The sequence below is a fragment of the Lampropedia aestuarii genome (assembly GCF_004803635.1).
GTDB classification, from domain to species: Bacteria; Pseudomonadota; Gammaproteobacteria; order Burkholderiales; family Burkholderiaceae_C; genus Lampropedia; species Lampropedia aestuarii.
In genome coordinates, this window is sequence record NZ_SSWX01000004.1 from 19684 (window position 1) to 38006 (window position 18323).

An 18323-nucleotide genomic window follows, 5' to 3' on the forward strand; every position below is an offset into this window, starting at 1 on the left:
ATCACACTGATGCAGCAGGTCGCAGCGGTCGTCGATGGCTGGCAGGCACAACACCACTGCACTTGCTCATTTGGCCGCGATTGCACATTTTCTTCACATGACTTAACCCCGTTTGCAAACAACGGGCGTATAAGACTTCATCGACCGTTTTTTACAGGAGAGTTGTGATGGTTTTTCATACTTCGCGTTCAGTCGCTACAGGTTCTTGGATCAAAACACCGTTGGCGTTGCTGGGTGTTTCAGTATTCTCAATGACCGCCATGGGCGCTGCCGCAGCCGCTACCGTGGCTGAAACCCAAAGTGCCGCACAAGACCGCCAATCGGTGGCCGTGACGATTTACAACGATGGCTTGGCGCTGGTGCGCGATGAGCGCAAAATCAAACTCAATCAAGGTGAAAACCGCATTGCGGTGCGTGAGGTATCGGCCCAAATCATGCCCGAAACCGCCAGCATGCGCGCCACCGATGGCAGCGCACTGAACCTGCTGGAGCAAAATTTTGACTACGACTTGCTGAGCAGCGACTCCTTGCTGAACAAATACGTTGGCCGCAATGTAACCGTGATTCGCACCAACCCCGCATCAGGTCAAGATGAGCGTGAAACGGCCACCTTGCTGGCCAATAACGCCGGCCCGGTGTTGAAATACGCTGACCGCATCGAAACTGGCTTGCCCACCAATGCCCGCTTGGCATTCGATGGTGTGCCCGGCAACCTGCGTGACCAACCCACCTTGGTGGTCTCTCTGAATGCCGAAAAAGCCGGCACGCCGACGGTCGATTTGTCCTACCTCACCGGCGGTTTGGGCTGGCAAGCCGACTATGTCGCGACTTTATCCAAAGACGAGAACAGCCTGGATCTGGCTGGATGGGTGACCTTGAACAACCACAGTGGTACAGCCTATGAAGACGCCAAGCTGCAATTGGTCGCTGGCGACGTGGGCAGAGCTCCGATTGTGCGCGAAGCCATGTTCAAAGCATTGGATGGACGTGCAATGGCCGCAGTAGCTCCGGCCCCGATGGAACAAGAGGCCTTGTTCGAATACCACCTCTACACGCTGCCCAACACCACCACCTTGGGCAACAACCAAACCAAGCAAGTGGCCCTGCTGTCGGCCGGCTCCGTGCCGGTGCGCAAAGAATACCGCTTGCAAGGTGCCGAGCACTGGTACAACCAATTGCGCAACAACAACAGCCCGGAGCTGGGCGACAAGCGCAAAGTGGATGTGTTTGTCGAGTTTGACAACAAGGATGGCGATTTGGGCGTGCCGCTGCCCAAAGGCATTGTGCGCATGTACAAAGGCGATAGCCAACAACGCGCGCTATTCATTGGCGAGGACCGCATCGACCACACAGCCAAGGACGAGCAAGTGCGCCTGAAACTGGGCAGCGCGTTTGATTTGAATGGCACCTGGAAGCACACCAGCAGCAAAAAACTGGCCGACAACCTGTATGAGATGTCGTTCAGCATCGAGCTGCGCAATGCCAAAGAAGTGCCTGCGACCATCACAGTGGTTGAGCCCATTCCTGGCGACTGGACCATCACCAGTGAAAGTCAGAAACACACTCAACCCACTGCCCGCTTGGCGCAATGGGAAGTGGAAGTGCCTGCCGAAGGCAAAACCGAGCTGAGCTACACCGTACGCATCAAATACTGATGGCTTTGAACCCCAACGCCGCCCATATGGCGGCGTTGGAGTTTGCAACAGCACGTCAATTTACAGAATTTCCAACACCTTCTCCACAGGCCGCGCCAAACGCGTACCTTTGGGCGTCGTCACAAAAGGCCGATTCAGCAGCACTGGGTGCGCAACCATTGCATTCAGCAAAGCCTCGTCATTGGCCGCATCGAGCTGCAGCTGCGCATAAATCGCCTCTTTGCTGCGCATCGCTTCGCGCACCGTCAAACCACTGGCAGCAATCAAGGCCTGCAATTGCGGGCGTGTCAGCGGTGTTTTCAGGTATTCGACGACCGTCGGCTCAATGCCCTGTTCGCGCAGCAAGTCCAAAGTTTTGCGGGACGTGCTGCAGCGGCTATTGTGGTAGATGGTGGCTTCAGTGGTACTCATATCAAGCAAAGGCCTTGCAGGGCGTGGAAAGTGAACGAACAAACCAAGGCCAGCATCAGCACTTGGCGCTTGCTCATCATAGCCGCACCCCACCCATTGATCCGCCAGGTAATGCCATTGCTCCAACAAAAGAGAAGCGGCGGCTGGTGGCCAAGCTGAGCGCCTCTGCAGGAGGCGTCGTGGGCTGCCTACTCTAAGCACCTATTCAACAAATCAATACGCGTTGTCAAAATGAGTCGCTTGCGCGCTGCAATAGTGCGCTTCAGGCACTGCCCCGCCAGCGCTGCGCTTACAAAGGCAGCTGTGCCGTCTTGAGCGTGCGCAGCACAAAGCTGGAGCGGCTATGGCGAATGCCTTTGATGTGGTAGAGCTTTTCGCGCAAGAAGCGCTCGTAGTCACGCGTATCACGCACCACCACACGCAGCAAATAGTCATAGTCGCCTGAGACCAAGTGCGCCTCCACCACCTCCGGTATCGCCGCCAGCATCTCGCCAAACGCCTCCAAGGTGTTGTCGGAATGGCTGTCTAGCGTGACCTGGATCAGCACTGTGTCTTGCAAGCCCAGCGCCTGGGCGTTGAGTCTGACCGTATAGCCCTCAATCACGCCAGAGTCTTCCATTTTGCGAATGCGGCTCCAGCAAGGCGTGGGGGACAGGCCCACGGCCTGACCAATTTCCTGCAGGCTGGCGCGCGAATTGCGCTGCAATTGTGCAAGAATTTTTTTATCCAATTGATCCATGAGGAAAATTTTCTTTATAAATGGTATTCAACAGATGTATTTTCTACCCAGTCACCGTATCAAGCCACAAATGGGTAAAAACTTCTGCGCCAGCTTGCGCACAATAACGCCATGGAAGCAGAGACTTACCAGCCTCTTCAACCAGCAAGCGCAGCCAGTAGTTATCGCACTGGCACGACCCAAAGAACGCATATGTTCTCAGCGCTGCGGCTTTTTGTACCGACCAAGCCTTGCCCCCTCTGCGCAAACGCCTGCACCTGCTGCAGGCGTTTTCGTTGGTAAAAGCACGTGCACCAACGCAGCCTGCGACCGCATCAGATTGGCCCAATAACAGGCCGAAGCCGCGTACACTTTGCTCCATTCGCATCCATTCTTTGACAATAAGGACAGACCATGCGCTGGGAAGGCAATCGACAATCCAAAAATGTGGAAGACCGGCGCGCCGGTGGGTCCCGTGTGGGCGGGCGCAGCCTTGGCATCGGCTCCATCATTGTGGCGCTGATTGCCTGGGGTGTATTTGGCATCAACCCGCTGACCGTGCTAGGTCTGATGCAAGGCGCAGCGCCCACCACACAAAGCCAGCAAGCGCCTGCCACGACTGGCCCGGTCAACGACCGCAACGGCCAGTTTGTGGCCACGGTACTGGCCGACACCGAAGACGTCTGGGGCAGCATCTACTCCAATTACCAAGAGCCACGGCTGGTGCTCTTTAGAGACGCCACGCAAACGGCCTGCGGTACAGGCCAGGCGGCGATGGGGCCGTTTTATTGCCCCGCCGACACCACCGTCTACATTGACCTGAGTTTTTTTGACGAACTCAAAAACCGCTTAGGTGCCCCCGGCGAATTCGCCCAGGCCTATGTGATTGCCCACGAAGTCGGCCACCACCTGCAACGCCTGCAAGGTACAACGCAAAAAATTGACAGTCTGCGCGGACGCATCAGCCAGACTGAATACAACCAATTGAGCGTGCGCCTGGAGTTGCAGGCCGACTGCTATGCCGGAGTCTGGGGTCACCACGCCGACCGCCAGCGCCAAATTCTTGAAGGCGGCGATATTGAAGCGGCGATGAATGCAGCCGCCAAGATTGGCGATGATGCACTGCAACGCTCCGCTGGTCGCGTCGTGCGGCCCGAGAGCTTTACCCACGGCACCAGCGCGCAACGCCAGCGCTGGTTCAACACCGGTCTGAAAACGGGCGACCCGCAGGCCTGTGACACCTTCAACAACGCACAGTTGTGATGTCGCGGCCGAATAGATCGGCCGTGGCCCTGCATGAAAAGGGAGACAAACCATGCAAATAGGCGCGCGCATTTCTGCCGCAGCAATTACCGGAGCAGCCAAAGCCATCACCGGCGCACGCAGCGTTTGGCTGGGCTGCAACCCGGTACCCGTGCAGCGTATTTACTTTGCCAATCACTCCAGCCACAGCGATTTTGTGCTGCTCTGGGCCTCTTTGCCGCCACTGCTGCGCAAACGCACACGCCCAGTCGCCGGAGCCGACTACTGGTCCAAAGGCGCGATTCGGCCCTATGTGATCCACCAGGTATTCAACGGCGTGCTGGTCGAGCGCCATAGCGCAGCGCAGGCTGCGCCACACAGCACGGCCACGGCAGCACCAGCCGAACCTGCTGCAGCCACACCCGAGAGCGAGGGCAGTATTCCAGCAGATTTTGCTTGGCGCGAGCGCGAGCCTGCCACGCAAGCCGATCTGCACGATGCCGCCACCATCGCCGCCTTATCCGCGCAAGACAGCGCCAACGCATGGCAAGAAGCGATGCCGCAGGACATTGCGCTGGACTTGGAGCCACAGGCACAGCCGACAGAGGCCGAAGCCGTGCGCACTGCCGCGCCCCTCAAACCCGATGCGCTGGCGCCGCTGAAAGCCGCGCTGGATGCGGGCGACTCGCTGATCATCTTCCCCGAAGGCACGCGCAATATGCAAGAGGGCCTGCTGCCGTTCAAAAGCGGTATTTACCATTTGGCCAAAAACTACCCACACGTCGAAATCGTGCCGGTGTGGCTGGGCAACCTCAACCGCGTGATGCCAAAAGGCGCGTTGATTCCACTGCCCTTGCTGTGCACGGTCAGCTTTGGCACCCCCTTGCAAGTGCAAGACGGCGAGAGCAAGGAAGCCTTTCTGTCGCGCGCGCGCAATGCGTTATTGCAAATGGGCGGTGCCGAGGCCGATAGCGCCGCGCAACCACCACAAGACACAGAAAGGGCTGCATGATGAGCCATGAAACATTGCTGCTCAGCAGTTTGGTACTGGGTTTGATGGTGCTGGCCACCGTGGTCGGCTATGTACTGAAAATGCGCGCAGGCTTTGAGCCCCATGCGGTGATTGACAACCTGAATGCCCGCATCAAAGCCTGGTGGGTGATGATTGTCGTGCTGGGCATTGCCTTTGCACTGGGCCGTGTCGCCGTGGTCTTGCTGTTCTTTGGCGTGTCGTTTTACGCCTTGCGCGAGTTTCTCACGCTGGCACCCACTCGCCGCGCTGATTACTACGCACTGCTGATGGCGTTTTATGTTGCGCTGCCACTGCAGTACTTTTTCATCCTGACCAGCTGGTACGGGATGATGTCGGTGTTCTTGCCGGTCTATGGCTTTTTGCTGCTGCCGATTTTTGCGGCCTTTGGCGGTGACACCACCCGCTTCATGGAGCGCGCCTCCACCGTGCAATGGGGCGTCATGATTGCGGTCTACTGCATCTCGGCCATTCCGGCGCTGATGCTGATCCCGATCCCCGGCTACGAAGACCGCAACCTGCTGCTGATTGCCTGGCTGGTGCTGGTGGTGCAAAGCTCCGACATCTTGCAATATGTGTGCGGCAAGCTGTTTGGTAAACGCAAAATCGCGCCGCTGCTCTCGCCCTCCAAAACCTTGGAAGGCTTTGTCGGCGGCGTGCTGGCCGCCTCGGTACTGGGCGCGGCGCTGTACTGGATCACACCGTTTAGCGTAGTGGCTGCCTTTTTCATGGCCTTGCTGGTGAACCTGCTGGGCTTTGCCGGTGGTCTGGTGATGTCGGCGATCAAACGCGACCGTGGCGTGAAAGACTGGGGTGCAATGATTGAAGGCCACGGCGGCATGCTTGACCGCCTGGATTCCTTGTGTTTTGCCGCGCCGATCTTTTTCCATGTCGTGCGCTATGGCTGGGGAGTGGTAGTTGGCTGATACGCCCAACACAGCCTCTACACAGCCATCAGCCGTGCCTGACCCTGCCAGCCTGTGCCCGCTGTGTGGCACAGCCAATCGCTGTGCAATCAGTGCCGGCGCCAACCCGTCCAGCTGCTGGTGCATGCAAACCGCCATCGCGCCAGCGGCATTGGCGCAAGCCAGCGCAATGCGCACGGCGGGCACCCCTGCCAGCCAATGCCTTTGCCCAACTTGCGGTGCAGTCACAGACACTTCTTCAAAATGAGCTAGCCGCTCTTTTCTTCTTTGCACAGCCATGGCCAGCGCCACTTTTTGGCCATGTAAACCAAGCATTAAAGATAGCTACAACTGCCCCTTACCTTGCCCTCGAACAATAGAGTTGTTCGCGCCAGTCAACACATAGGCAAGGGATTAAGACATAAGCACTAGGCCAGTCTGAGCGAAATACTCGCTGGCATTCAAGCAGGAAGCAACGAGACAGGCTCACTCAGCAATGCGACGGCGGCTAGGGCTTTGGGTGTGCTCAAGGGATCACAAACCAAGTGGGTACGCCTGGCCGCGCACGCAAAAGGAGCTGCAGCAAGCGCTCAAGGACAAAAAGGCGCTGTCGTTATCATGGACTGGATCACGCTCTGCAATCATCGGCGCTTGCACGCCTCGCTGGGCTATCTTAGCCCTATCCGATATGAGCGCCACAGGCATGCAGCACAGCATAAACAAGCTGCATGAATTAATCGTTAAGAACTCTGCTTAACAGGGGCAAGGTCACACACCGAACCAATCATGAACACCATTCATCTCACCATAGGAGCAGTCGCCAAACGTGCGGGAATGACTGTTCGGACTCTTCATCACTACGACCACATTGGATTGGTATGTCCCAGTGCCAGAAGCGCGTCAGGCTACCGCCTCTATAGTGCTGGAGACATTGAGCGATTGCATGCGGTCCAGTCCCTCAAAAAATTGGGCCTTAGTCTCGAAGCAATTGCCACAACATTGACTGGGGGAGAGTTCACGCCGCAAGTGTTACTGCGTCGCCAAATAGAGGAAGTTACACGCAAGTTATTGGAAATTCAGGAACTAAAAGAAAAGCTACTTTTCCTGGAGCAAGCCATCTCTAGCCAAAACGCAACGGCCGATGATTTGCTCAATGGCATTCGCCTCCTAGAGACTCACCAGTTATATCTTCCCTCTGGGGATATACGTAGGCTGCTTGGGCGTTGGCGACGTGCGAGGCCTCGATGGCTGCCAATTGCGGAGGAACTGCTGTCATGCCAAAGAAACGCCATTCCGTCCGATGCAGCACGAACTCAGTTACTAGCACAGCGGTGGATGAACATTGCAATGTCTGTCTTCGGAGGACGGCTTGGCGTTATTCTCGATTGGGTGCGAATGCATCGAGAAGCGCCTGAGACTGCACGGCATGCAGGACTCGAGACTGAACTTATGCAATACCTTGAACAAGCCATCGAGTTGCGCCTGGCAGCCTTGCGTCGTCATCTTTTGCCTGAAGAACTCAACAGACTCGATGGCTCCACAGGGCCTGAGTGGGAGGCACTTGCGGCGCGGGGAGAAAGACTACTCGCCAGTGGAGTCTCGCCAAAGATGAAAGCGGCCCGGGAGTTGCTGGAGCAATATCGCGAACTCTCGCTTCGCACCGTGTCTCAGGATATGCCGCTTGCGACCAAGCTGAGACAAGCCTACGCCTGCGAGCCCATATTGGCGCTTGGTCATTTTGTCGGTCCTCGGCTGAGGGCCTATTTGGACGCAGCTGCCTCTTGACCCTGACGTAGCGTCATGCATCAAAGTACTCTTTTCGTTGAACCAACATCAGGAGTATTCCAATGCAATTCGCTGACTGTCCGAGCCCTTCTGCGATGCGTGTCGCAACTTCGCGAGCAGCGCACCAGATTCTTGAGGACGAGCAGGTATTCAAGGACCCATTTGCTGTAGCGTCTTTGGGAAGCGCCAATGCTGCATCACTGATGCGTAATCCAATGGTACACAATAGTGTCTCGTCGCGCTCCATGCGGGCGGGCATCGTCGCCCGTTCACGATTCGCGGAAGACCATTTGTTAAAAGCCATTGCCAATGGGACTGTGCAATACGGCATAGTCGGTGCAGGTTTGGATACTTGGGCACTGCGCAGTGCATCCACGCTGCCTGCAATTACCACGTTTGAACTTGACCAGCCTTCGATGCAGGAATGGAAGACTCGTCTGTATTCCGACAATGGATGGGCAAAGCCAGCAAACCTCCGGTATATCACGACCGATTTGCGAGAGATCACCACCGTTGATGGCCTTCTCGCAGGCGAGGCAGACCTCGCCAAGCCCGTTAGCCTGTCTGTGCTGGGTGTACTTGTGTATCTTGACAACGAAGTGGTTGAACGCGAGATTGCAGCGTTAAAGCAGCTTGCCGCAGGCTCTACCATTGCGCTTGACTACCGATTAGACGAGGACCAATTGCATCCCCTGGAGCGGGTCATGATGCAGTTCACTGCCAACATGATGGCAGCGGGAGGCGAGCCCTGGCAATCATCTTGCACGCCCGAGCGCATGCGTGAATTGCTGTCATATGCAGGCTTTGAAGTCGAAGAAGACCTGGGGCCTGCAGAACTCAATGCTTGCTATTTCGCGGGTCGCAGGGATGGCTTACAGATTGCAGGCGGCGGCTTCCGTTATCTGAGTGCTGTCAAACGATAGACCGATGAAGACAATCTGTACACTGTGTGTGCAGATATTCCCCACAATCGTTCTGGAGGACGCGCTCAGTGATGCGCATGCGTCCTTGCAACTCAGCAACCTAATCCGTGCACATGTTGATTCGTTTTGCCACCCTTGAGGATGCGGCGCATTTGCCGCGAATCGAACAATCCGCCAGCGCGCTCTATCGAGCCATTGCCTATTTGGCTTGGCTGGCAGATGGCCAGGTCATATCGGAGCCTGAACATCAACGGCTCATCCTCAAGGGAACCGTTTGGGTTGCGGAGGCATCTCCAGGCCATCTGGTCGGCTTCCTGAATGCTGAAGTGTTGAACCATGAGCTGCACATTTGGGAGCTGTCTGTGCAAGGCGATTGGCAGCAACAAGGCATTGGCACACAACTGCTTCGCAGCGCACGTCAATATGCGTTGGACACCGGCTTGGACGCACTGTCGCTGACAACCTTCAAAAATGTAGCGTGGTGTGCGCCAGCGTATGAAAAGTTCGGCTTCATTCCAGTAAAAAATCCCAGCCTGCATCTCAGAGATGCGCTTGATGCGGAAGCCATTCAAGGCTTGCCAATCGAGCAGCGAGTGGCGATGCGTTTGCCCATCACCGCCCCAGCAAGATGATTCAGACCTGGCCAGTCCTTCTGTTGTAGGCCAAGTCATGCAGCCATTGTTGATTCGAATCAAGGCGGTCAATCTACAAGCCATGAATGACCGCATTTATCATTTATATAACGAGCCACAACCTGTGCTTTAGTAGGAGTAGGGGCGGTAGCGATCAGGCAAAAAGCGGTTTCCAACTGCTTAGAGCCTGTTCAAAGTCTCGACGCAGTCGCGCAAGGCACAAAAAAAGAGGCAGTACAAGACGCCTGTTGCAGCTCAACCATCTGTATGAGCAAAACGGGCAACGCAGTAATGCGCTTTTTTTGTGCCTTGCCCTTCGGGTTGGCGCCCAAAAGGCACGCTGCCTTGTTCAAAATCCTCGCCGGGCAGATAGCCCGACTGCGATTTTTGCCGTGCATCGTATCCTTTTGGGCTCCAACGCGGTCTGCGTGGAGACTTTGAACAGGCTCTTAAACGCCAACGAATCCGCAAAAATCCATGCCACACGACAAGCTGCGCGCCGCAATGCCTGTAACCTCAGTGGCATGTTCCCCCATTGGCAGGCCATCTTTTGCAGGGGGCCTATCTCCTGTAGAGTTCGAGCGACGCCATTGCATGGGGGCAGAAAACTGTTTAGAACAAACTGGTCGATTCAACTTTTAACCCCCGTGCCACACCCCATCTTTGATCGCATGACTGACCGTATTCCCACCGCCGCATGGGGCGCTGCTTGCCCCTGCGGGCGCCATAGCGCCAACACCAAAAAACCAAAGCCACTGGCACTCAAAGACTGCTGCGGCCGCTTTTTTTTGCCCGCCCAAGAAAATCAAACCATGCCAGCCGCGCCAGATGCGGAGCATCTCATGCGCTCACGCTACACCGCCTACAGCCTGCTGCTGCGCGACTATGTGCTGGCCACCTGGCACGCCAGCACCCGCCCGAGCACCCTGGAGCTTGATGCCAACACGCGCTGGCTGGGCCTCGAAGTGCGTGACCACACTGTGGTCGATGACACGCACAGCGAAGTCGAATTTGTCGCACGCTACCGCGAGCAAGGCCGTGGCCAACGCATGCAAGAGCGCAGCCGCTTTGTCAAAGAGGAAGGCCGCTGGTGGTATGTGGATGGGGATTTCCAAACCTGATCACCGCCAAGCACTGTGACGTCAACGCTGCCGCAAACTCCAGTAATCAAATGTCTACTTGACAGGGGAGCTTACGCATCGACCAAGGCATCTGCCCGAACAGGATGGTCTTCGCGGTGTAGGAGCACTCAATGGAGGGCTCTGCGCTGCGCAATCTGGCGGTCAGTCAACGATGCGCGTTCTCGGGTGTGCCTTTGTGCGTCTGCTGGACCCTCGCCATCAGTCTCTTGGCGATGCGCAGCATCACTATGATCACGATGGAGAAAAAGGCCCCCAAAATAAGGCCGCCAACAAACTCCACATCGGCAATGCCTTCACAGCAAGATGCATTGAAACCGTCTTGCAGAAGTCTCCAAACACCATCCGGCAGCGTGATTAACCATAGAGATGGCGTGCGTATCCAGATGATCGCAAAAATCAAACTGCCAATTGCTATCTGGAGCAACAGCAAGATGGCTGACTTGTATCGACTCATTTGACAATGACCTTTGACCATGCGGTCAATTCGGAGCCTGGAATCTTGAAGGGTGCGCGCGCGCGCAATATCAGCCTCAACTGACTGAACTCTGATGGTTCGTTAATGACGATGCATCCTTGGCTGATGCCTAATGGACCCTTGGGGTGCAGTCTGAAGGCTCCTCTTTCAACCTGTTCACACCATGTCTTATCGTCAACCCTTCCATCGTCAGCATAGAGCGCAAACCAGTCGCGTCTCCCGTTGAGCGCGTCGTAAATTTTACCAAGCCGACCGCCAGATTCGCGATCAAGCAAAAAGTATTCGCCAATCGGAATGGGGCCTTGATCCGCAACACATGATGAGCTTCGACGGTTAACGTGCACGCCAAGACCAGAAAATGCAGGGAATGAGCGCCCTCCAAGATCGAAAAGGCTCATTGGTTGATCGTTTAGTAAAAAAGTACACTTAATCACTAATCTCTCCCTTGTCATAACAAGAGCAGTCTAGCAACCTGCAAACGCAGCACTGTTTGTCTATGTTAACGTTGCATGCAGTTAACTTATGTTTACTTTGAAGGTTTTTTACTCAACTTCGTGTGGCCTGACCACCAAAAAGCGAATTCTCACACTGCCGCAAACTCCAATAATCAAATGTCTACTTGACAGGGGAGCTTTCGCTGGCGCGCAAAAAACTCCATCAGCAAAAAAGCGGCGCCTGCATCACTGCAAGCGCCGCTTTTTTTAATGGATGGCCTGAGCTTATGCGCTGGCAGCCCCCAGCAGCATCGCATTGACGCGCTTCACATAAGCGGCAGGATCGGCAGGCAAGCCGCCTTCGGCCAACACCGCCTGGTCAAACAAAATATGGGCCAAATCATCAAACTGGCTGGTGCTCTCCAGCTGCTTGACCAGCGCGTGCTCTGGGTTGACCTCCAGCACGGGCTTGTTCACTGGCACCTCCTGACCCGCCTGCTTGAGCAAGCGCGCCAATTGGCCACTGATTTCACCATCCTTGACCACCAAACAAGCCGGTGAGTCGACCAAGCGGGTCGTCACCTGCACGTCCGAGGCCTGGTCTTTCAAGGCTTCTTTGAGGCGCTCCAACAACGGCTTGAATTGCTCAGCAGCCTCTTGCGCGGCCTTGCGCTCTTGCTCGTCTTGCAAGTCACCCAGATCCACACCGCCTTTGGCCACCGACTGCATCGGTGTGCCATCGAACTCATTGAAAAAGCCCATGGCCCACTCATCGACACGGTCGGTCATGAACAGCACTTCGATGCCTTTTTTCTTGAACAGCTCCAGCTGTGGGCTGCTTTGCGCAGCACCGAGACTGTCAGCCGTGATGTAGTAGATGGCTTTCTGGCCTTCTTTCATGCGGCTCTTGTAATCGGCCAAGCTGACACTGACCGACTCACTCTGCGTTGACGCATAGCGCAGCAATTTGGCAATGCGCTCGCGGTTGGCCATGTCCTCGCCCAGGCCCTCTTTGAGCACCGAGCCAAAGGCCTCGTAGAAATGCGCGTACTTGTCGGCCTCTTTGATCGCGCCTGCTTCCGGCTCTTGTGCATCGGTGGCGTTCTTGTCTGCCACGTCGGTGATCGCATCGGCATCGCCAGCGGTCGCAGCGTTGGCCAATTGCTCCAACATGGTCAGTACGCGGCGTGTATTGCCGTCGCGAATCGCACGCACATCGCGGCTTTCTTGCAGCAGCTCGCGGCTGACGTTCAAAGGCAGGTCAGCCGAATCAATCACACCAAACACAAAACGCAGGTAGGACGGCAGCAGCGCGTCGGCCTCGTTCATGATGAACACGCGCTTCACATAGAGCTTGATGCCCGCTTGCTTGTCGCGGTTGAACAGGTCTTGCGGCGCAGTCGCCGGGATATACAGCAGCTGGGTGTATTCAGTGGCGCCCTCGACCTTGTTGTGGCTCCACGCCAGCGGTGCAGCAAAGTCATGGCTGAGGTTTTTATAAAACTCAATGTACTGCGCATTGCTGATGTCTTTTTTCGCGCGGCTCCACAAGGCATTGGCTTGGTTGATGGTTTCCCATTCGCCCGTTTTGACCATGCCGCCTGGCTGGCCTTCTTGCTCGGCCTCTTGCCACTCCTCTTGCTCCATTTGCACTGGCAGGCTGATGTGGTCAGAGTATTTGTTGATAACGGACTTGAGCTTCCAGCCATTGAGAAACTCCAGACCTTCCTCACGCATGTGCAACGTAATGCGCGTGCCGCGTGCGGCGCGCTCGATCGGCTCAATTTCAAAATCGCCCGTGCCACGGCTGGTCCAGCGCACGCCTTCGCTGGCCGCTGCGCCGGCGCGGCGGGTTTCAACCACCACCGAATCGGCGACGATGAAGGCCGAGTAAAAACCCACACCAAACTGGCCAATGAGCTGCGTGTCGGCTTTGGCATCGCCAGTCAGGCGGCTGGTAAATTCACGCGTGCCGCTCTTGGCAATCGTGCCCAGGTTGTCAATCGCTTCGGCCTCGCTCATGCCAATGCCGTTGTCTTCAATCGTCAGGGTTTTGGCTTGTTCATCAAAACTGATGCGCACGCGCAAATCGGCATCACCTTCGTACAAAGCAGCGTTATTCAGGGCTTCAAAACGCAGTTTGTCACAGGCATCAGCAGCATTCGAGACCAGCTCCCGCAAAAAGATTTCGGGGTTGGAGTACAGTGAATGCGTCACCAAATGCAAGACTTGGGCGACTTCGGCTTGAAAAGAATGCTTTTTAATAGTCATGGTCGATCAATGAAAAACAACAAAATGTTCAGAAAATTCGGCACACGGCCCGCATGACCGCGCAAGCACAGACGCGCTTACGCAGCCGCTGCCCCGTTAGATAGCGGCAGTTCGCTGATTTACAAGATTACAACAGCCCATTGGCATACTTGGACATTCACAAACACTAGTCCAGACTGCAACAACCGGGCACTTTGCTTATTCAAGTTATATCTTTATAACTGGATTTTTATGCCAAATAGCAGATAATAAACGAGCATTTTTTTAGATACATTCGAATATATGAACCTCCACCAGTTTCGTTTTGTCCAAGAGGCTGTGCGGCGCAACCTCAATCTGACAGAAGCGGCCAAGGCCTTGCACACATCGCAGCCGGGAGTCTCCAAAGCCATTATTGAGTTGGAAGACGAGCTGGGTGTGGAGATTTTTGCGCGCCACGGCAAGCGCCTCAAACGCGTGACCGAGCCGGGCCAGCATGTGTTGGCCAGCATTGAAGTCATTTTGCGCGAAGTCGGCAACCTCAAGCGCATCGGCAGCGACTTCAGCGCGCAAGACAACGGCACGCTGTCGATTGCCACCACCCACACGCAGGCACGCTATGTGCTGCCTGAGCCGGTGGCACGCTTTCGCGGCCAGTACCCGAAAGTCAATATCAGCTTGCACCAAGCCACACCGCATGAAGTGGCCGATATGGTGCTGACCGAAGTGGCCGATGTTGGCATGGCCACCGAGTCCTTGGCTGATTACCCCGATCTGGTGACCCTGCCTTGCTACGAATGGCAGCACGTGCTGATTTTCCCGGCCTCGCACCCGCTGGCACGCAAAGAACGCATCACGCTGGACGATATTGCCAATGAGCCACTGATTACCTACCACCCATCGTTCACCGGCCGTGGCCGCGTCGACCGGGCTTTTGAGCGCCGTGGCCTGAAGCCCAACATCATCCTCGAAGCGATTGATTCGGATGTGATTCGCACCTATGTGAATCTGGGCTTGGGTGTGGGCATCGTCGCTGAAATGGCCGTGCAAGGCGATCTGATTGGCCAATTGGTCGCCAAGCCCATGGGCGACTTGTTTGGCATGAACGTCGCCCGCGTGGCCTTTAAACGAGGCGCCTACATGCGCCAGTTCGTGTTTCGCTTTGCCGAATTGATCAGCCCGCGCCTGAGCCGCGAGCAGGTCAAACTGGCCTTGTCTGGCCGCGAGTCCGACTACGACTTGTAAAATCACGCCTGCCCCCCGCGCCCTGTCTGCGAGCCACGCTGGACGCCAGCGCCGCACCAGGGGGCGAAATGGCATCCATGCCTGCGACAGGCCAGCGCTTACTGAGGCTGGAGCCTTGAAGCAGCACGGCCCACCAATTTACCTTCTACCCACGCCGCGTTAGCGGCGTGCTTTTTGTCTGCTGCCATGTCTTACCTGACCCCATCCGTGACCAGTCGCCTGCCCGAGGTAGGCACCACCATTTTCACCACCATGTCGGCCCTGGCCGTGCAGCACAAGGCAGTGAATCTGGGCCAGGGCTTTCCGGATTTTGACTGCGATCCAGCCCTGACCGCTGCTGTCACCGAAGCCATGCAGCAAGGCCACAACCAATACCCGCCAATGGCGGGCGCTGCAGCCTTGCGCGAAGCTGTGGCGGCCAAAATTGAAGCCTTATATGGCCACCGCTACGATGCCACGGCCGAAATCACCGTCACCGCGGGCGCCACACAGGCCTTGCTGACTGCCATTTTGGCGGTCGTGCAACCGGGCGAGGAAGTCATCGTGCTCGACCCCTGCTATGACTGCTATGTGCCCTCGATCCAGATGGCCGGCGCCAAACCAGTGCGTGTGCAGCTAACACCGGGCAGTTTTCGCCCCGACTTTGCCGCGATTGCCGCCGCCATCACACCGCGCACGCGCCTGCTGCTGATCAACTCGCCACACAACCCCACAGGCACCGTGTGGACCGAGGCTGAAATGCTGCAGTTGCAGGACTTGCTAGCACCTACCAATGTGCTGCTACTGAGCGACGAGGTATATGAGCACATGGTGTTCGATGGCAAAAAGCACCTCAGTGCCTCCCGCTTTCCAGGATTGGCCGCGCGCGCCATGGTGGTGTCCAGCTTTGGCAAAACCTTCCATGTGACGGGCTGGAAAGTCGGCACAGTGGCCGCTCCTGCGGCCTTGATGGCCGAATTCCGCAAAATCCACCAGTTCAATGTGTTCACGGTGAACACGCCCATGCAAGTCGGACTGGCCCAGTACCTGGGCAACCCAGCGCCTTACATTGAACTGCCTGCGTTCTACCAAGCCAAGCGCGACTTTTTCCGTGCAGGCCTGGCCACAACGCGCCTCAAACCCATGGACTGCAGCGGCACCTACTTCCAGACCGTGGACATCTCGGCCGTCAGCCAGCTCAGTGAAGCCGATTTTTGTGCCTGGCTGACCCAGGAAATTGGCGTGGCGGCCATTCCGACCTCGGCCTTTTATGGCGATGGCTTCGACCAAAGCATGGTGCGCTTTTGCTTTGCCAAACAAGACAGCACCTTGCAATTGGCGCTGGAGCGGCTACAGAAACTTTGATTTTTCGTGACTTTTACGCAAGATTGTCAACGATGGTAGAGAGATACGCACAGATGGCGCACGAATCCCACCAATTCATGCAAGTGTCACACCGGATTTAAACAATGGGCCATTTTCAGGAGCACGCTGACAATGGCACACCCTCTACCCTCTCAACACCCTCGGCCCAGCCGCTCGCGGCACTGCATGCAATGGGCCTTGGCAGCCACCGTGGCTGCCGCTTTAGCCGCCTGCGGCGGCCACGATAAGGACAACAGCACACCGCCTGCGCCCAGCGGGCTGGACCTGACCATTCTGCACATCAACGACCACCACTCGACACTGGCCGAAAGCAGCCGCAGCATTGTGCTCGATACCGGCGGTGCTGAGCGCACGACCTTGACGGTGCAAAAAGCCGGCTTTGCGCGCGTCACGCAGGCCATGCAAGAGATTGAAGCCCAAAATGAGCATGTGCTGAAACTGCATGCAGGCGATGCCGTCACCGGCACGCTGTACTTCAACCGCGCTGGCGCTGACGGCGAGGCCGATGCGGCGATGATGAACACCGTCTGCTTTGACACCTATGCGTTGGGCAACCACGAGTTCGACAAGGGCGATACGGGCCTGAAGAATTTCCTCGATTTGCTGCGCGCTGGCCCTTGCAACACCCAGGTACTCAGCGCCAACGTGCAGTTTGGTGCTGACTCGCCCTTGCACCCCAGCCGCGCCCCCGGTTATGTGCTGCCCTCCACCGTGATTGAAAAGGGGGGGCAGAAAATTGGCTTGGTTGGCCTGACGATAGCGGGCAAGACCCAAACGGCCTCCAGCCCTGACGCGGGCACCACATTTGAAGACGAGGTCACGGCCGCACAGCGCGAGATTGACCGCCTGCAAGCCCAGGGCGTGAACATCATCATCGTGCAAGGCCACATCGGCTACGAATACGACAAACAAGTAGCAGCGCAACTGCGCGGTGTGGATGTGGTTGTCGGCGGTGACTCCCACTCCTTGCTCGGCCCAGACAGCTTGGCCAGCTACGGCATTGGCAATCCAGCCGGGCCTTATCCAACGATGGCCAGCAATGCCTCGGGCAAGCCGGTGTGCATCGTTCAAGCCTGGGAATATGGCCAGGTCGTGGGCGAGCTCAATGTGCGTTTTGACGCCAATGGCGATCTCATCTCCTGCACTGGCACACCGCACGTCTTGATTGGTTCGCAGCTGAGCAAAGCCGATGGCTCGGCCTTGAGTGCCGCCGAAAACCAGGCCGCGCAAGCCGATATCACAGCCAGCGGCTTTCTGCGCCCCACGGCCCTCAACAGCGCAGCATCGGCAGTGTTGCAGCCGTTTACGGACAGAATCGCCTCATTTAACACCACCGAAGTCGCGCTGGTGCAAGAAGAGCTGTGCTCACGCCGCGTTCCAGGCGGGCCTGGAACGGTGGATTTCTCTCGCTCTAGCGTCACGTGCAACGCACTAGGCGACGTGTCGCTGCGCGGCGGCGATATCCAGCAAATTGCCGCGCAGGCTTATTTGGAAATTGCCCAAAATACCTATGGCGGTGCTGACATCTCCTTGCAAAGCGGCGGCGGCGTGCGCGTGCCACTCACGCCTGGCCGCATCACAGCAGCCCAGGCCATTGAAGTACTGCCGTTTGGCAATCTGCTCTACACGATGCAAATCACTGGCGATGAAGCCAAAAGCATGGTCGAAGATGGCCTGAACGAAGTCTTTAAAACAGGCGGCAGCACTGGCCCGTATCCCTACACCGGCGGCTTGCGCTTCGATGTCGATGCCAACCAGCCCTTTGGCCAACGCGCCAGCAACTTGCAAGTGCGCAATGCCAGCAGCGGGGCGTGGGAGCCTTTGGACACCACACGCACTTACCGCTTGGCGGTGCTGAGCTTCAATGCCAATGGCGGCGATGGCTACGACACCTTGAAAAACGTGCCCCGCGAGCGTGTGTTGGACGTGGGCGTGCTGGACTCCGATGTCTTGTTCGAATACATCGAAAGCCAACCGGTGGATGCAGGCACGGGTCTGCCCGTGTTGCGCAAACTGCCGGCAGCGCTCTACAGCACCCAGTCCTTCATTGGACCGCAGCGCTAAAGCGCCTGGTGCCTTAGAGCTTGTTCAAAGTCTCCACGCAGACCGCG

General features: G+C 56.8%; 17 protein-coding genes. 12 read left to right on the plus strand and 5 right to left on the minus strand.

Features of this window, described 5'->3' with window-relative positions; all coding sequences use genetic code 11:
• Window positions 1–167: 167 nt before the first annotated feature.
• The gene (locus tag E8K88_RS04020; RefSeq protein ID WP_136405373.1) at window positions 168–1655 is read left to right on the plus strand and encodes a DUF4139 domain-containing protein; all 1488 of its coding nucleotides are present in this window, start codon (window positions 168–170) and stop codon (window positions 1653–1655) included.
• A gap of 60 nt (window positions 1656–1715) precedes the next feature.
• Here the strand turns inward: E8K88_RS04020 and arsC are convergent, their stop codons facing one another.
• Both arsC and E8K88_RS04030 read right to left on the minus strand, forming a co-directional pair.
• Complete coding sequence (gene arsC, locus E8K88_RS04025) at window positions 1716–2066, minus strand: arsenate reductase (glutaredoxin) (RefSeq protein ID WP_136405374.1); 351 nt, start codon at window positions 2064–2066, stop codon at window positions 1716–1718.
• A 289-nt stretch (window positions 2067–2355) separates the two neighbouring features.
• Window positions 2356–2805, minus strand: coding sequence for an Lrp/AsnC family transcriptional regulator (locus E8K88_RS04030; protein WP_136405375.1), 450 nt, complete (start codon window positions 2803–2805; stop codon window positions 2356–2358).
• A gap of 393 nt (window positions 2806–3198) precedes the next feature.
• Between E8K88_RS04030 and ypfJ the strand changes: the two genes are divergently transcribed.
• The 8 genes from ypfJ to E8K88_RS04075 all read left to right on the plus strand — a co-directional run bounded on the left by ypfJ (window position 3199) and on the right by E8K88_RS04075 (window position 10422).
• Complete coding sequence (gene ypfJ, locus E8K88_RS04035; protein ID WP_136405376.1) at window positions 3199–4047, plus strand: KPN_02809 family neutral zinc metallopeptidase; 849 nt, start codon at window positions 3199–3201, stop codon at window positions 4045–4047.
• 52 nt (window positions 4048–4099) lie between these two features.
• Entirely contained in the window at window positions 4100–5038 is a 939-nt protein-coding gene (locus tag E8K88_RS18565; RefSeq protein WP_240754307.1) for a lysophospholipid acyltransferase family protein, read from the plus strand.
• Window positions 5038–5982, plus strand: coding sequence for a phosphatidate cytidylyltransferase (locus E8K88_RS04050; protein WP_136405526.1), 945 nt, complete (start codon window positions 5038–5040; stop codon window positions 5980–5982). Before E8K88_RS18565 ends, E8K88_RS04050 begins: the two co-directional genes overlap by 1 nt.
• Window positions 5983–6016: 34 nt before the next feature.
• Window positions 6017–6229 carry a cysteine-rich CWC family protein gene (locus E8K88_RS04055; RefSeq protein ID WP_240754308.1) on the plus strand — a complete coding sequence of 71 codons (213 nt, stop codon included), beginning with the start codon at window positions 6017–6019 and terminating at the stop codon, window positions 6227–6229.
• A gap of 518 nt (window positions 6230–6747) precedes the next feature.
• Window positions 6748–7746 (plus strand): MerR family transcriptional regulator, encoded by a 999-nt coding sequence (locus E8K88_RS04060; protein WP_136405378.1) that lies wholly within the window; start codon window positions 6748–6750, stop codon window positions 7744–7746.
• 95 nt (window positions 7747–7841) lie between these two features.
• A complete protein-coding gene (locus E8K88_RS04065; RefSeq protein WP_240754326.1) occupies window positions 7842–8669 on the plus strand; it encodes a class I SAM-dependent methyltransferase in 828 nt (275 codons plus the stop codon).
• Between the two features lie 113 nt (window positions 8670–8782).
• Window positions 8783–9301, plus strand: a complete 519-nt coding sequence (locus E8K88_RS04070) for a GNAT family N-acetyltransferase (RefSeq protein ID WP_136405380.1) — start codon at window positions 8783–8785, stop codon at window positions 9299–9301.
• Between the two features lie 671 nt (window positions 9302–9972).
• Entirely contained in the window at window positions 9973–10422 is a 450-nt protein-coding gene (locus E8K88_RS04075; protein ID WP_136405381.1) for a YchJ family protein, read from the plus strand.
• A gap of 166 nt (window positions 10423–10588) precedes the next feature.
• Here the strand turns inward: E8K88_RS04075 and E8K88_RS04080 are convergent, their stop codons facing one another.
• From E8K88_RS04080 to htpG, 3 genes are all read right to left on the minus strand, one after another.
• Window positions 10589–10897, minus strand: coding sequence for a hypothetical protein (locus E8K88_RS04080; protein WP_136405382.1), 309 nt, complete (start codon window positions 10895–10897; stop codon window positions 10589–10591).
• Complete coding sequence (locus tag E8K88_RS04085; RefSeq protein WP_240754309.1) at window positions 10894–11316, minus strand: DUF2778 domain-containing protein; 423 nt, start codon at window positions 11314–11316, stop codon at window positions 10894–10896. The genes E8K88_RS04080 and E8K88_RS04085 overlap by 4 nt, the downstream gene beginning before the upstream one ends.
• A gap of 321 nt (window positions 11317–11637) precedes the next feature.
• Complete coding sequence (gene htpG / locus E8K88_RS04090; protein ID WP_136405384.1) at window positions 11638–13623, minus strand: molecular chaperone HtpG; 1986 nt, start codon at window positions 13621–13623, stop codon at window positions 11638–11640.
• A 282-nt stretch (window positions 13624–13905) separates the two neighbouring features.
• On the opposite strand from htpG, the gene E8K88_RS04095 reads away from it, so the two are divergent.
• From E8K88_RS04095 to E8K88_RS04105, 3 genes are all read left to right on the plus strand, one after another.
• Entirely contained in the window at window positions 13906–14847 is a 942-nt protein-coding gene (locus E8K88_RS04095) for a CysB family HTH-type transcriptional regulator (RefSeq protein ID WP_136405385.1), read from the plus strand.
• Between the two features lie 186 nt (window positions 14848–15033).
• Complete coding sequence (locus E8K88_RS04100; RefSeq protein WP_136405386.1) at window positions 15034–16191, plus strand: pyridoxal phosphate-dependent aminotransferase; 1158 nt, start codon at window positions 15034–15036, stop codon at window positions 16189–16191.
• A gap of 186 nt (window positions 16192–16377) precedes the next feature.
• Window positions 16378–18276 (plus strand): bifunctional metallophosphatase/5'-nucleotidase, encoded by a 1899-nt coding sequence (locus tag E8K88_RS04105; RefSeq protein WP_136405527.1) that lies wholly within the window; start codon window positions 16378–16380, stop codon window positions 18274–18276.
• Window positions 18277–18323: the final 47 nt, after the last annotated feature.

Excerpts from the sequence above, each read along its gene's own strand:
- E8K88_RS04020 (WP_136405373.1), top strand. The coding sequence starts at position 168 with ATGGTTTTTCATACTTCGCGTTCAGTCGCTACAGGTTCTTGGATCAAA.
- arsC (WP_136405374.1), bottom strand. The coding sequence starts at position 2,066 with ATGAGTACCACTGAAGCCACCATCTACCACAATAGCCGCTGCAGCACG.
- E8K88_RS04030 (WP_136405375.1), bottom strand. The coding sequence starts at position 2,805 with ATGGATCAATTGGATAAAAAAATTCTTGCACAATTGCAGCGCAATTCG.
- ypfJ (WP_136405376.1), top strand. The coding sequence starts at position 3,199 with ATGCGCTGGGAAGGCAATCGACAATCCAAAAATGTGGAAGACCGGCGC.
- E8K88_RS18565 (WP_240754307.1), top strand. The coding sequence starts at position 4,100 with ATGCAAATAGGCGCGCGCATTTCTGCCGCAGCAATTACCGGAGCAGCC.
- E8K88_RS04050 (WP_136405526.1), top strand. The coding sequence starts at position 5,038 with ATGAGCCATGAAACATTGCTGCTCAGCAGTTTGGTACTGGGTTTGATG.
- E8K88_RS04060 (WP_136405378.1), top strand. The coding sequence starts at position 6,748 with ATGAACACCATTCATCTCACCATAGGAGCAGTCGCCAAACGTGCGGGA.
- E8K88_RS04065 (WP_240754326.1), top strand. The coding sequence starts at position 7,842 with ATGCGTGTCGCAACTTCGCGAGCAGCGCACCAGATTCTTGAGGACGAG.
- E8K88_RS04070 (WP_136405380.1), top strand. The coding sequence starts at position 8,783 with ATGTTGATTCGTTTTGCCACCCTTGAGGATGCGGCGCATTTGCCGCGA.
- E8K88_RS04075 (WP_136405381.1), top strand. The coding sequence starts at position 9,973 with ATGACTGACCGTATTCCCACCGCCGCATGGGGCGCTGCTTGCCCCTGC.
- E8K88_RS04080 (WP_136405382.1), bottom strand. The coding sequence starts at position 10,897 with ATGAGTCGATACAAGTCAGCCATCTTGCTGTTGCTCCAGATAGCAATT.
- E8K88_RS04085 (WP_240754309.1), bottom strand. The coding sequence starts at position 11,316 with ATGAGCCTTTTCGATCTTGGAGGGCGCTCATTCCCTGCATTTTCTGGT.
- htpG (WP_136405384.1), bottom strand. The coding sequence starts at position 13,623 with ATGACTATTAAAAAGCATTCTTTTCAAGCCGAAGTCGCCCAAGTCTTG.
- E8K88_RS04095 (WP_136405385.1), top strand. The coding sequence starts at position 13,906 with ATGAACCTCCACCAGTTTCGTTTTGTCCAAGAGGCTGTGCGGCGCAAC.
- E8K88_RS04100 (WP_136405386.1), top strand. The coding sequence starts at position 15,034 with ATGTCTTACCTGACCCCATCCGTGACCAGTCGCCTGCCCGAGGTAGGC.
- E8K88_RS04105 (WP_136405527.1), top strand. The coding sequence starts at position 16,378 with ATGCAATGGGCCTTGGCAGCCACCGTGGCTGCCGCTTTAGCCGCCTGC.